The organism is Streptomyces sp. NPDC086766 (assembly GCF_044746005.1).
In the GTDB taxonomy this organism is placed as follows: domain Bacteria; phylum Actinomycetota; class Actinomycetes; order Streptomycetales; family Streptomycetaceae; genus Streptomyces.
This window is the reverse complement of the sequence record NZ_JBIVBI010000019.1, coordinates 108129-121245: the sequence shown is the minus strand read 5'-3', so window position 1 is coordinate 121245 and position 13117 is coordinate 108129. Positions and strand designations below refer to the sequence as shown.

Genomic DNA, 13117 nt, shown 5'->3' with positions numbered 1-13117 from the left:
CCCTCCTGGATCCGGGCGCCCGCACCGTCGTTCAGCGACACCAGCGGCGCACCCGCCGCGATCGCCATGTCCATGATCTTGTGGATCTTCGTCGCGTGGGCCTCGCCCAGCGCACCGCCGAAGACCCGGAAGTCGTGCGCGTACACGAAGACCGTACGGCCCTCCACCGTGCCCCAGCCGGTCACCACACCGTCCGTGTACGGCTTCTTCGCCTCCAGCCCGAAACCGGTCGCCCGGTGCCGCCGCAACTGCTCGACCTCCTGGAAGGACCCCGGGTCCAGGAGCAGCTCGATCCGCTCCCGAGCGGTCAGCTTCCCCTTGGCGTGCTGCGCCGCGGTCGCCTTCTCGCTGGGACCCGCCACCGCCTGCGCACGGATGTCGTGCAGTTCGGCGACCCGTCCGCGCGCGTCCGTCGGCTCGCCGGTCGGCTCACCCGTCGTCTCATCCAAAACGGTCATGTAGTGACCTTACGAAGCGCACCAAGGAAAGCGAGCCGTTGACTCCGTACAGTCTCCGGCCCGTTTTCCTGGTACGAGTGAACAGAACCTCCGGCGCTTGCAGCCTTTCCGACTGCTCAGAGGCCCTCGCCGTTGTCGGGGTCGCACAAAGTCATGGGGCGAGAGTCGAGTCACATTCGGGGTGGCGCATGCCATCACCGGAGTGACACGCAGACCCGGACGGCGGTCCCACCGTACCGGCCCGCCGGGAGGGAGCGGCGAGCCGGCCGGGCCGCGGGTCAGCAGCCGCCGCAGTTGTAGTAGAGGACGTCCCAGTGCGTGCCCTCGTCGGCGTAGATGTTGCCGGAGCCGGACTTGTACTGCGGGGCGCCGTCGCCGCGCAGGCCGATGTAGGTGAAGTTGTTCTTGATGTAGCTGGTGACGCAGGTGTTCTTGCCGTAGTCGAGCTTGTAGCCGTTCCAGTGGGAGTAGGTGCCGGAGGCGTGCCCGGTCTCCGTCCCGCCGGTGATGTTCAGCGCGCAGCCGCCGGCCCGCTTCAGGGTCTGGGCGCCTTGGGCGGTGGCGAGGTTGAGCTGCTCGAAGGAGGTGCAGGTGGAGTTGTACCGGTCGGAGCAGTTGCCGGAGGAGGACCAGGTGATGCCGACGTCGCGGAACATCTGGGTGGCGGTGGCATGGCCGATCTTGGAGACGGCGAAGGCGTCGGTGGCGGTGCCGAGGACGGCGACGCCCGGGGCGGCGACAAGGGCGAGAGCGGTCAGGACGGCGCGGGCGCGGCCGGTCTTGGCTGTCTTCATGGGGGAACCCTTCCTGCGGTTGGCCGTGCGTGCTGCGGGGCGGCTGTGCAGGTGGTGCAGGGAGATGCTGCCCGAGGTCTACGCGCGTCCGCCAGAGGACGAACCGGACCATCGCACGTCGAGTCCGCGCGCCCCGGAAAGACCTCGCAGATTAAGTTGAAAGTCGAACGGAATAGGTCTACGGTCGGGAGCGTTCAGTTCATTGAACATTCAACATCCTCGGTGCGGCACCGCGCCGGGGCCCTCCCTTCCCCAAGGAGCACGTCATGGGCATCTTCGGCCGCAAGAGCGACACCACCGTCCCCACCGGCACCCCCGCCGCGGTGAGCCCGGACCTCGCCGCGCTGACCGGTGACTACACCATCGACCCGGCCCACTCCACGCTCGGCTTCGTCGCCCGGCACGCCATGGTCACCAACGTCAAGGGCAAGTTCAACGACTTCTCCGGCACCCTGCACCTGGACGGCTCCGACCCCGCCAAGTCCACCGCCTCCCTCGACATCACCATGGACAGCATCGACACCGGTTCCGCCGACCGCGACGGGCACCTGAGGAGCGCGGACTTCTTCAAGACCGGGGAGTTCCCGGCCATGACCTTCCGCTCCACCGAGGCGGAGGCCCTGGGCGGCGACGACTACCGCATCACCGGCGACCTGACCATCCTCGGCGTCACCAAGCCGCTCACCATCGACCTGGAGTTCAACGGCGCCGCCAAGGACCCGTTCGGCAACGAGCGTGTCGGCTTCGAGGGCAAGGCCGAGATCCTGCGCTCCGAGTGGGGCCTGACCTGGAACGCGGCGCTGGAGACGGGCGGCGTGCTGGTCTCCGACAAGATCAAGCTGAACTTCGACATCTCGGCGATCAAGAACGCGTGAATCCCCGGCCTCCGGCCCCGGCAGCGCGGCCGGTGAAGAAGTCCCGGCCGCCCGCACACCTCCGAAGCGCCCGCCCGCCACTCCCCCGCACCGGGGAGGGCGGGGCGGGCGCTTCTGCGTTCCGGCTCCTCCCGGGCCGGTCGGCGGATCCCCGGGCCAGTTGCCGGGTCCCGGGGCCGGTGATCTACTCGTTAGTAGGCCAGGCCGCACTCACAGCCCCCGCCGGATGCGACGAGGCACGGCGAACGCAGCGGCCCGTCGGTCCACTCGGCCCACAGGAGAGACAGCCACGGGGAGACACCGGGGACACGTCCACGACGGTCGCCGTTGCGGCTCCCAGGCCGGCGGGGGTGGATCCGGCGTGCGTGCCGTGCTGCCAGCGACAGGGAGAGGAGCGCGGCGATGACCTCCGCCACCGCGAACAAGAACCCCGCACAGCGACTGCGCGACCAGCTCACGGGCGTGTCGTCGACCCTCGGCCACGCGGCGACGGCGACCGGCCGGGCCACGGCGGACGCCGTCCGCCACCCCGGCACGCTGGTCGACCAGGCCCGCAGAACCACCCAGGCACTGCCCCTCATGTGGCAGTCGGTGAAGCCCGTGCTGACCGGGCACGTGACCGACTGGCGCCGCGAATACGCCTACACGCTCGGGGAACAGGCCTTCGTCTACGGCTTCCCGTACATCTACTACGCCCAGATCCGGCACCGCTGGGTGACCCAGGAGCCGGCGACCGAGATGACGCCGTCCGCCCCCGTCAACCAGTTCTGGCACGGGCGCACGCTCTACGACGCGTCCAACCGGGAGGGCCTGTCCCCCAACAACGACACCCTGTACTCGTTCGCCTGGGTCGACCTGAGCGAGGAGCCCGTCGTCCTCTCCCACCCGGACATGGGCGACCGCTACTTCACCTTCGAACTGGTCGGGATCACGTCCGACAACTACGACTACGTGGGACAGCGCGCCACCGGGTCACAGGCCGGCCACTTCGCCCTCGTCGGGCCCGGCTGGACGGGAGACCTGCCCGAGGGGCTGCGCCGCACGGCCACCGCGCCCACCCCCTGGGTCCTGGTCGTCGGCCGCACCCTGGTCGAGGGGGCGCAGGACCTCCCGGCCGTGCACGCGCTGCAGGACCGGTACCGGCTGACCCCCCTCAGCCAACTGGGCCGCAAGGACACCCTCGTGCCGGAGCGCCGCGACGTCCTGGAACCGGTCGAAGCGGACCAGGACCCGCTCGGGCCGTGGAAGACGCTGAACGCGATGCTCGCCGAGAACCCGCCGCCCGCACACCACGAGCTGCTGCTCAAGCAGTTCGCGGAGATCGGCATCGGCCCCGGACTCGACGTCGAGGCCCAGCCCGAGGCCGTCAGGCAGAGCCTGATCCGGGCCGCCGCCGTCGGCGTCCCGATGCTCGAACAGCAACTGCTCAGCGGTGAGTGGGCCAACGTCGTCAACGGCTGGCGCTACCCGCCCCCGGAGGCGGGCCGGTTCGGCGACGACTTCCTGCGCCGGGCCGGTGAGCAGGCCCTGGTCGGTATCGCCGTCAACGACCCGGCGGAAGCGGTCTACCTGGTGGCCTTCCACGACGGCCAGGGCGCGAAGCTGTCCACGGGCCGCTACGAACTGCGCTTCGAACCGGGAGCCCTGCCCCCCGTCGACGCCTTCTGGTCCCTGACGGTCTACGCGGAGGACCGCAACCTGGTGCCCAACCCGATCGACCGCTACTCCATAGGCGACCGCACGCCCGGTCTGGTCACCGGCCCCGACGGAAGCCTGACCATCCACCTGCAGCCCGAGGCGCCCGGCCCCGACCGGGAGGCCAACTGGCTGCCGACCCCGGAGCAGGGCATCTGGTACGTCACCCTGCGCATGTACCACCCCCGGCCGGAGGTCGTCGACGCCCGCTGGGAGTGCCCGCCGATCACCCGCCTCACCTGACGGCGCACGCGGCACCACCGACCGTGGAGAGGAGCGCGGCGATGACCTCCGCCACCGCTACCAGGAGTCCCGTGCAGCGCGTGCGCGACCAGCTCACAGACATGACCTCGACCCTCGGCCACGCGGCGACGGCGACCGGCCGGGCCACGGCGGACGCCGTCCGCCACCCCGCCGCCCTGGTCGGCCACGCCCGCAGAACCACCCAGGCCCTGCCCCTCATGTGGCAGGCCGTGAAACCCGTCCTCACCGGACGGGTGAGCGACTGGCGCCGCGAATACGCCTACACCCTGGGCGAACAGGCCTTCCTCTACGGCTTCCCGTACATCTACTACGCCGGGATCCGGCACCGCTGGGTGGCCGAGGAGCCCGCGAACGAAACGACGCCCTCCGCCGCCGTCAACCACTTCTGGCACGGGCGCACGCTCTACGACGCGTCCAACAGGGAAGGCCTCACCCCCAACAACGACACCCTGTACTCGTTCGCCTGGGTCGACCTGAGCGCGGAGCCCGTCGTCCTCTCCCACCCGGACATGGGCGACCGCTACTTCACCTTCGAACTGGTCGGCATCACCTCCGACAACTACGACTACGTGGGACAGCGCGCCACCGGCTCGCGGTCCGGCCACTTCGCCCTCGTCGGGCCGGACTGGACGGGAGACCTCCCGGAAGTGGTGCGCCGCACGGCCACCGCGCCCACCCCCTGGATCCTGGTCGTCGGCCGGACCCTGGTCGAGGGCGAGGACGATCTCGCGAACGTGCACGCGACACAGGACCAGTACCGGCTGACCCCGCTCAGCCTGTACGGCACGGAGCGGGCCGCCCCCGAGAGCCGTGACGTACTGGAACCGGTCGACGAGGACGAGGATCCGCTCGGGCCGTGGAAGACGCTGAACGCGATGCTCGCCGAGAACCCGCCGCCCGCACACCACGAGGTCCTGCTCAAGCAGTTCGCGGAGATCGGCATCGGGCCCGGACTCGACGTCGAGGCCCAGCCCGAGGCCGTCAAGCAGAGCCTGGTCCGGGCCGCGGCCACCGGCGTCGACCTGCTCGAACGGGAACTGCTCGGCGGCGAGTGGGCTCCCGTCGTCAACGGCTGGCGCTACCCGGCCCCGGGGCTCGGCCGGTTCGGCGACCAGTTCCTGCGCCGGGCCGCCGAGCAGGCGCTGATCGGGGTCGCCGCCAACGATCCCGTGGAGTCGGTGTACCTGTTCGCGGTCCACGACGCCGACGGCGACGAGCTGACCACCGGTCACTACGAACTGCGCTTCGAAGCGGGGGCCCTGCCCCCCGTCGACGCCTTCTGGTCCCTGGTCGTCTACGGGATGGACCGCAACCTCGTGGCCAATCCGATCGACCGCTACTCGATCGGCGACCGCACGCCCGGTCTGGTCACCGGCCCCGACGGGAGCCTGACCATCCACCTGCGGCCGCAGTCGCCGGGATCGGACCGGGTGTCCAACTGGCTGCCCACCCCGGAACGGGGGAACTGGTACATCGGCCTGCGCATGTACCTCCCCCGGCCGGAAGTCCTCGACGGGCGATGGGAGTGCCCGCCGATCACCCGCGTCACCTGACGGCGCACTCGGACCGGACCGCCTTCCCGGGGCTCTGCTCCCTCCCCGCCCCACTGGTCCGCCGGCGCGGCGGCCGGCAGCGCCCTTGCCCGGCCCCGGCGGCGCGTCCGCGAGGCGCGCCGCCGGGGCCGCCGGCGTGCGCGCGAAGTCCGGGCGGGTTCAGAACCCTCCGCCGAAGTCCCCGCCCCCGCCTCCGAAGTCGCCTCCGCCGCCGTCGCCGAAGCCGCCCGAGAAGTCGCCGGGGTCGAAGTCGGCGCCGGAGACGTCTCCGCCCTCGTAGCCGCCGAAGTCGCCGTAACCGGTGCCGTAGTCGGCCGCGTAGGCCGGGGTCGCCATCGCGCTGCCCAGCAGGGTGCCGACCAGCAGGCCGGGCAGGATGCCGCCGCCGAAGTAGCCGCCCGCCCAGGGGCCGTAGGCCGGGCCCGCGTCCCAGTAGGGTCGGCGGCCGTAGTCGGTGTCGACCTCGCGGATGTGCGGGTCGCGTCCCTCGGCGAGGCGGACCCGGTCGGCGGCGCAGACCGGGACCTCGCGGGGAGCGCCGCCCGGGGGCGTCCAGTCGGCGTCGGCGACCGAGGGGCCGTGGCGCGGGTCGAAGAAGCAGGGCGGCCGGCGCTCGGGCAGGGGCCGTCCCTCGCGGCGGGCGGCGAGTTGCGCCAGGGAGAAACGCCCGTCCTCCAGGGCCTCGGTGACCCCCTTGACGTCCTCCGGCCGGCGGGCGTCGGCCATGTACTGCTTGGCCTGCTCGTAGGCGTCCAGCGCGCGCTCGTAGTCCGCCCGCATGGCGTCGTCCGCGCCCGCCTCGGCGGGGTGGAAGTCGAGGCGGTCCAGTTCCTCGCCGAAGGCGGTGATGTCCTCGTCGACGACGATCCGCAGCCGCTCCAGCGCGGCCCGCTGCTCGGCCTCCCGGCGGCGCCGGTTGCGGCGGACGAAGGCGTAGGCGCCGGCGCCGCCCGCGACCAGGACGGCTCCGGCGGTGATCAGCGCGCCGGTCGACATCCCGCTGCCCTGGCCGGAGGCGCCCCCGCTCCAGGTGGCGGGTGCGGAGCCGCGCAGGGTGGGCAGCGCCCGGTCGGCGAAGTCGGTGAGCTGCGTCCTGGCGTCCTCGCCCCGCACGCTGGTGACGAGGTTGCGCACGGCGTTGCGCGAGAGGACGGAGGCGTCTGCGCGGGCGTCGAAGCGGTCGCCGAGGCGGACGGCGTACAGGCCGGTGACGCCGGTGGCGGTGCGCAGGTCGGCGAAGAGGTTCCTGGTGGGGTACCCGGCGGGCAGGACGGCGACGAAAAGCGGCTTGTCCGCGTCCCTGATCTTCCGGGCGAGGGCGCGGGCGTCCGCGGCGGACAGCTGTCCGGAGGCGGCCGGATCGACGTAGACGGGGTTCCTGCGCAGGGCCTCGGCGACCGCGGAGACGCTGGTGGAGGTGGTCGCCGATGCCGTGGCCGCGGCGCCGGTGGCCGCGGCGGCCCGCGCGGTGCCGGGCTGCGGGACGGCCAGCGCGACCGGTACGGCGACCGCGAGCGCGACCAGCCACCGGGGAAGGACTCGGGTCAGGGCGACGGCCTTCATGATGCGAAACTACCGGAATCCGGGCGCATCCGGTCAGCGACGGTTCTCGGGGCCGGGCAGGGAAACGGCGCACCGGACGTGGCGGCCGACGGGGCCCGCCCCGCGCGCGCCCTCGCTACCATGCGGTGCTGCCGGCGGCGGGCCCGTTGCCGGCACCGGCGCTGGGGAAGGCGGAGCGGCGTGTTCAACAGACAGAAGGACTCGGACATGCAGGTGTCCGAGCTCACCGGGCTGGACCGCTCGCGCACGCGCGCGGAGGCGCTGGCGGAGCTGTTCCGGCACGCGGAGAGCGAGGTGCACTCGGCGATCGGCTGGTACCTGGCACGGCGCCGCGGTCCGTCGCTGTGGTCCCGCTCGCTGCGCGCCCTCGCCGGGCTGCTGGGCATCGCGGGCACGCTCACGCCGCTGGTCCACGCGGCGAGCCCGGCGGCCATAGGACCCGAGTGGGGTTTCGTGTTCCTGGCCGGCGGCGCCGGGTGCGTGCTGTTCGACCGGGTCTTCGGCTTCTCCGCGACCTGGACCCGCTACATCAGGACCCAGCTCGCCCTCCAGCAGGTCCTGAAGCGGGCCCAGACGGAGTGGACGCAGGGGTTTCTGCGCATCACCGACGCCCCCAGCGACAAGGAGCAGGCCGCGCTGCTCGGGATCGTCGAGCGGCTGCGCATGGACGCCCACCGGCTGATGGAGGAGGAGGCGGCCGCCTGGGTCGGCTATCTCGCCGAGGGCGTCGAGGAGCTGACCCGGTCCACGACGCAGGCGGCCGGCCACCGGGCGCCGTCCGCCGGGCTGCTGCGGCTGGATCGGTCCGGCGGGCGAGACCGGCCCGGCGACCACCTGCCCCGCGCCCGCGACGCGGCGCTGTGAGACGCCGGGCGGGCCGGCCCATGGTCCGTCAGGCGGGCCGGGACACGATCGGCCGGGCGGGCCGAACCGCGCCCGCCCGGCCGGCCGTTGCCGCTCCCGCCCGGCCCAAGGCCTACGCCGCCGGTTCGACGCCTACGCCGCCGGTTCCACGCCCGCGCGCAGCAGGCCGTAGGTGTACGCGTCCTCCAGCGCCTGCCAGGACGCGGCGATGACGTTGTCCGCCACGCCCACCGTGGACCACTCGCCGCGGCCGTCCGAGGTGGAGATGAGCACGCGGGTCGTGGACTGGGTGCCGTGCTTGCCCTCCAGGATGCGGACCTTGTAGTCGACCAGCTCGAAGGCGGCCAGCTCGGGGTAGATCTTCTCCAGGGCCACCCGCAGGGCGCGGTCGAGGGCGTTGACCGGGCCGTTGCCCTCGGCCGTGGCGACGATGCGCTCGCTCTTGGCCCACAGCTTGACCGTGGCCTCGTTGGCGTGGGTGCCGTCGGGGCGGTCCTCGACGATCGCCCGCCAGGACTCCACCTCGAAGTACTTCAGCGGCCTGCCCTCGGCCTCGGCGCGCAGCAGCAGTTCGAAGCTGGCGTCCGCCGCCTCGTAGGTGTAGCCCTTGAGCTCGCGCTCCTTGACCCGCTCGACCACCCGGCCGACCAGCTCGCGGTCGCCGCCGAGGTCGACGCCGAGTTCCTTGCCCTTCAGCTCCACCGACGCCCGGCCCGCCATGTCGGAGACGAGCATCCGCATGGTGTTGCCGACCTGCTCGGGGTCGATGTGCTGGTACAGGTCCGGGTCGACCTTGATCGCGGAGGCGTGCAGCCCGGCCTTGTGCGCGAAGGCGGATACACCCACATAGGGCTGGTGCGTCGAGGGCGTCAGGTTGACGACCTCGGCGATGGCGTGCGAGATGCGCGTCATCTCGCGCAGCCGGCCCTCGGGCAGCACCTGCTTGCCGTACTTCAGCTCCAGGGCCGCCACGACGGGGAACAGGTTGGCGTTGCCGACCCGCTCGCCGTAGCCGTTCGCCGTGCACTGCACGTGGGTGGCGCCGGCGTCGACCGCGGCCAGCGTGTTGGCGACGGCGCAGCCGGTGTCGTCCTGGGCGTGGATGCCGAGGCGGCCGCCGGTGTCCGCCAGGACGGTGGAGACGACCGCCTGGACCTGGGCGGGGAGCATTCCGCCGTTGGTGTCGCACAGCACCACCACGTCCGCGCCCGCCTCCGAGGCGGCCCGGACGACGGCCTTGGCGTAGGCGGGGTTGGCGCGGTAGCCGTCGAAGAAGTGCTCGCAGTCGACGAAGACGCGGCGGCCCTCCGAACGCAGGTAGGAGACGGTGTCCCGGACCATCTCCAGGTTCTCCTCCAGCGTGGTGCGCAGCGCCAGTTCCACATGCCGGTCGTGCGCCTTCGCCACCAGGGTGATCACCTCGGCGCCGGACTCCAGGAGCGCCCTGACCTGCGGGTCGTCCGCCGCCGTCGCGCCCGCGCGGCGGGTGGCGCCGAAGGCGACCAGCCGGGCGTGCCGGAACTCGATCTCCTGCCGGGCGCGGGCGAAGAACTCGGTGTCGCGCGGGTTGGCTCCGGGCCAGCCGCCCTCGATGAAGCCCACGCCGAAGTCGTCCAGGTGCCGGGCGATGGCCAGCTTGTCGGCGACGGTGAGGTTGATGCCCTCCCGCTGGGCGCCGTCGCGCAGGGTGGTGTCGAACACGTGGAACGCATCGGCCGGCTGGCTGGTTGCGGTCATGGTCTCAAGGCTCCTGTTTTGGATCTCGGTCTTACCGGAATGACCGGCTCCACCGTCCCCCCATCATCCCTCGCGCTCCGCTCCCGGCTGAAGGTGGGCCAGAAAACGAAAAACCTCTCGCGGGTGCGAGAGGTCTGCGCGCGGGTCGAGGACACGATGGCCGCCCGTACCTGGTCGTACGAGACGGTCACTGCGGACCGGCGCGCCTGCTGCCCATAATCATGGCGAACGAGAGCACGGGGGCAGTCTGGCACAATCCGCCCCCGCGCTCACCGCCGTCTCAGGATGCGGGCGTCAGCCGAGACGCCTCGGCGGCGCGCATCCGGGTGAGGTCGAGGTCCTTCGTCTCCCGCATGGTGAGGTAGACGACGAGGGAGACGGCCGCGCAGCCCGCCACGTACCAGAAGAAACCGGACTCGGCGCCGGCGTTCTTGAACCACAGGGCGACGTACTCCGCGGTACCGCCGAACAGCGCGTTGGCCAGGGCGTACGGGAGGGCCACGCCGAGCGCGCGGACGCCGGTCGGGAACAGCTCCGCCTTCACGCAGGCGTTGATCGAGGTGTAGCCGGTCACGATCACCAGCGCCAGCAGGGACAGGCCGAGGGCCGGCCAGAAGCTCCCCGCGTGCCCGAGCAGGGTCATGACCGGCACGGTCAGCAGGGTGGAGCCGACGGCGAAGGTGATCAGCAGCGGACGGCGGCCGATCCGGTCGGACAGCCGGCCGGCCAGCGGCTGGAGGCAGGCGAAGACGATCAGCGCGGTGAAGGAGACCAGCGTGGCGGTCTGCTTGGACAGGCCCGCGGAGTTCGACAGGTACTTCGTGAGATACGTGGTGTACGTGTAGTAGGCGACCGTGCCGCCCATGGTCAGGGCCATCACCAGCAGCGCCTCCCGCCGGTGCCGCCACAGCGCGCGCAGCGTGCCGCGCTCCTCGCCGCCGGTGGCGTCGGCCTCGTAGACCTCGGTCTCCAGCATGCTGCGCCGCAGGTAGAAGACCACGGCCGCGCCGAGCGCGCCGACGACGAACGGGATGCGCCAGCCGTAGCTGTGCAGCGCGTCGTCCGACATGGTGCGCTGCAGGACGATCTGCAGGCCCAGGCCGACGATCTGGCCTGCGGTCATGGACACGTACTGGAAGCTGGAGGCGAAACCGCGCCGGTGCGGGTCGGCGGCCTCGGTGAGGTAGGTGGCGCTGGCCGCGTACTCGCCGCCCACCGACAGGCCCTGGAGCAGGCGGGCGAGGAGCAGCACCAGCGCCCCGCCGTACCCGGCGGCCGCGTACGTCGGCGCCACCGCGATGAGGATCGCGGACGCGGACATCAGGGTCACGGTGAGGGTCAGCGCGGCCTTGCGGCCTCTTCTGTCGCCGACCCGGCCGAGCAGCCAGCCGCCGACCGGTCGCATGAAGAAGCCGACCGCGAAGATGCCCGCGGTGTTCATGAGTTGGGCGGTCGGGTCGCCGTCGGGGAAGAACGCCCCGGCGAAGTAGGTGGCGAAACTGGCGTAGACGAACCAGTCGTACCACTCCACCATGTTCCCGGCCGAGCCGATCCAGATCCTCTTCCAGTGCTGTTGTCCCATGAGGCGTACCTGCCCCGGCCGGGCACGGATGACCCGCCCAATGGGCCGTTCGGCGGCGTCACTTGGCGGGGCGGGTAAGCGATTCGTCCAGGAACTCCCTTACGTGACCGAGGACCTGCTCCCGGCCGGTGCCGCGCAGCCCGATCGCCACGTGGATGGAGAAGCCGTCGAGCAGGGCGCGCAGCCGGGTGGCGAACCGGTCGGCGTCCACGGGGCGGAACTCGCCGCGCGAGACGCCCTCGGCGATCAGGGCGACCAGGTCGCGGTGCCAGGCGCCCTCGATGGCGGCCTGCCGGTCGCGGGCGGCGTCGTCGGCGTTCTGCGAGCGGTTCCAGACCTCCAGCCACAGCGTCCAGTGCGGGTCGCGGTGGCCGTCGGGGACGTACAGGTCGACGTAGCCGTCCAGGCGCGCGCGGGCGGGGGCGGTGCGGGCGAGCAGCCGGCCGCGCTCGGCGCCCAGGCGGCCCTCGCTCCACTCCAGGGTCCGCAGCAGCAGCTCGTCCTTGGAGTGGAAGTAGTACAGCAGGTGACCGCTGCTCATGCCGACCGCGCGGCCGAGCGCGGCCATGGTGAGCTTCTCCAGACCGCGCTCGGCGATCATCTCCATGGCGGCGGCGAGGACCTCCTCGCGCGGCGGGGCCGCCTGCCTGCGCCCACCGGCCATCCGCTGCTCCTAGATCCTCGGCTGCTGCTGGGTGATGCAGTGGATGCCGCCACCGCCGGAGAAGATCGTACGGGCGTCCACCAGGGTGACCGTCCGCTCCGGGAAGAGCCTCCGGAAGACGCCGGCCGCGAGTTCGTCGCGGGGGTCGTCGAAGCCGCACAGCACGACGCCGCCGTTGCAGAGGTAGTGGTTGATGTACGAGTAGTCGGCCCAGTGCCCGTCCGCCTCCAGCACGGTGGGGGCGGGGACCTCCACGACCCCCAGGCGGCGGCCGCGCGCGTCGGTGGCGGACCTCAGGATGCCGATGGCCTCCTTCGTCACCTCGTGGTCGGGGTGCGCCGGGTCCGGCTGGTGGTGGGCGACGACGACGCCGGGGCGCGCGAAGGCGGCGACGATGTCCACATGGCCGAGGGTGCCGAAGCCGTGCGGGGGGTAGTCGCCGGTCAGGCCGCGGGGCAGCCAGACGGCCTTGCGGGTGCCGAGGTGCGCGTGGATCTCCGCCTCGACCCGCTCCCTGCTCCAGTGCGGGTTGCGTTCGGGGCCGAGCTGCACGGTCTCGGTGAGCAGGACGGTGCCCTCGCCGTCGACGTGGATCGCGCCGCCCTCGTTGACCAGCTCCGAGGCGTACGTCCGGGCGCCCGCGAGGTCCGCGACATGTGCGGCGATCTTCGCGTCGTGCTCCCAGCGGGCCCACTCCTGGGCGCCCCAGCCGTTGAACGTCCAGTCGACGGCGGCGAGTCGGCCCCGCCCGCCGGTGAGGAAGGTGGGGCCGATGTCCCGCATCCAGGCGTCGTCCAGGTCGCGCTCGACGGTGTCGACGCCGGGACCGAGCAGCGCCTGCGCGTACGCCGACTGGCCGGGTCGGCAGACGACCGTCACCGGTTCGAAGCGGAGGACGGCACGGGCGACCGACGCCCAGGCCGTGCGGGCGAGGACGAGGTCGTCGGGGTCGTCGAAGGTCGGGTTGGGGCCGGGCCAGGCCATCCAGGTGCGCTCGTGCGGCGCCCACTCGGCGGGCATGTGGAAGCCGTCGGCGGCGGGGGTGTTCATACGCGGTCCTTGGCTCCT

11 protein-coding genes are annotated in these 13117 nt (G+C 72.2%); 4 read left to right on the top strand and 7 right to left on the bottom strand.

Annotated elements, in window-relative coordinates; translation table 11 throughout:
• A partial coding sequence (locus ACIPM1_RS28695) for a carboxyl transferase domain-containing protein (protein WP_402439442.1) occupies positions 1 to 458 on the bottom strand: 458 nt, incomplete at its 3' end.
• 278 nt (positions 459 to 736) lie between these two features.
• Positions 737 to 1252: a hypothetical protein gene (locus ACIPM1_RS28690; protein ID WP_402439440.1), complete on the bottom strand. Its 516-nt coding sequence runs from the start codon at positions 1250 to 1252 to the stop codon at positions 737 to 739.
• 266 nt (positions 1253 to 1518) lie between these two features.
• Between ACIPM1_RS28690 and ACIPM1_RS28685 the strand changes: the two genes are divergently transcribed.
• From ACIPM1_RS28685 to ACIPM1_RS28675, 3 genes are all read left to right on the top strand, one after another.
• On the top strand, positions 1519 to 2127 hold the full coding sequence (locus ACIPM1_RS28685; RefSeq protein WP_402439439.1) for a YceI family protein: 609 nt from the start codon (positions 1519 to 1521) through the stop codon (positions 2125 to 2127).
• A 402-nt stretch (positions 2128 to 2529) separates the two neighbouring features.
• Positions 2530 to 4065 (top strand): DUF1254 domain-containing protein, encoded by a 1536-nt coding sequence (locus ACIPM1_RS28680; RefSeq protein ID WP_402439437.1) that lies wholly within the window; start codon positions 2530 to 2532, stop codon positions 4063 to 4065.
• 41 nt (positions 4066 to 4106) lie between these two features.
• Positions 4107 to 5639, top strand: coding sequence for a DUF1254 domain-containing protein (locus ACIPM1_RS28675; RefSeq protein WP_402439436.1), 1533 nt, complete (start codon positions 4107 to 4109; stop codon positions 5637 to 5639).
• A 159-nt stretch (positions 5640 to 5798) separates the two neighbouring features.
• Here the strand turns inward: ACIPM1_RS28675 and ACIPM1_RS28670 are convergent, their stop codons facing one another.
• The gene (locus ACIPM1_RS28670) at positions 5799 to 7202 is read right to left on the bottom strand and encodes a hypothetical protein (protein ID WP_402439434.1); all 1404 of its coding nucleotides are present in this window, start codon (positions 7200 to 7202) and stop codon (positions 5799 to 5801) included.
• A 207-nt stretch (positions 7203 to 7409) separates the two neighbouring features.
• Here ACIPM1_RS28670 and ACIPM1_RS28665 point away from each other — a divergent pair, with 207 nt between their 5' ends.
• Positions 7410 to 8066: an SLATT domain-containing protein gene (locus ACIPM1_RS28665; protein WP_402439432.1), complete on the top strand. Its 657-nt coding sequence runs from the start codon at positions 7410 to 7412 to the stop codon at positions 8064 to 8066.
• A gap of 132 nt (positions 8067 to 8198) precedes the next feature.
• On the opposite strand, the gene cimA is transcribed toward ACIPM1_RS28665, so the two are convergent.
• From cimA to ACIPM1_RS28645, 4 genes are all read right to left on the bottom strand, one after another.
• Entirely contained in the window at positions 8199 to 9803 is a 1605-nt protein-coding gene (gene cimA / locus ACIPM1_RS28660) for a citramalate synthase (protein WP_402439430.1), read from the bottom strand.
• A gap of 280 nt (positions 9804 to 10083) precedes the next feature.
• Positions 10084 to 11385: an MFS transporter gene (locus ACIPM1_RS28655; protein ID WP_402439428.1), complete on the bottom strand. Its 1302-nt coding sequence runs from the start codon at positions 11383 to 11385 to the stop codon at positions 10084 to 10086.
• A gap of 58 nt (positions 11386 to 11443) precedes the next feature.
• Positions 11444 to 12049 (bottom strand): TetR/AcrR family transcriptional regulator, encoded by a 606-nt coding sequence (locus ACIPM1_RS28650; RefSeq protein WP_402439426.1) that lies wholly within the window; start codon positions 12047 to 12049, stop codon positions 11444 to 11446.
• Between the two features lie 9 nt (positions 12050 to 12058).
• Complete coding sequence (locus ACIPM1_RS28645) at positions 12059 to 13099, bottom strand: agmatine/peptidylarginine deiminase (protein ID WP_402439424.1); 1041 nt, start codon at positions 13097 to 13099, stop codon at positions 12059 to 12061.
• Positions 13100 to 13117: the final 18 nt, after the last annotated feature.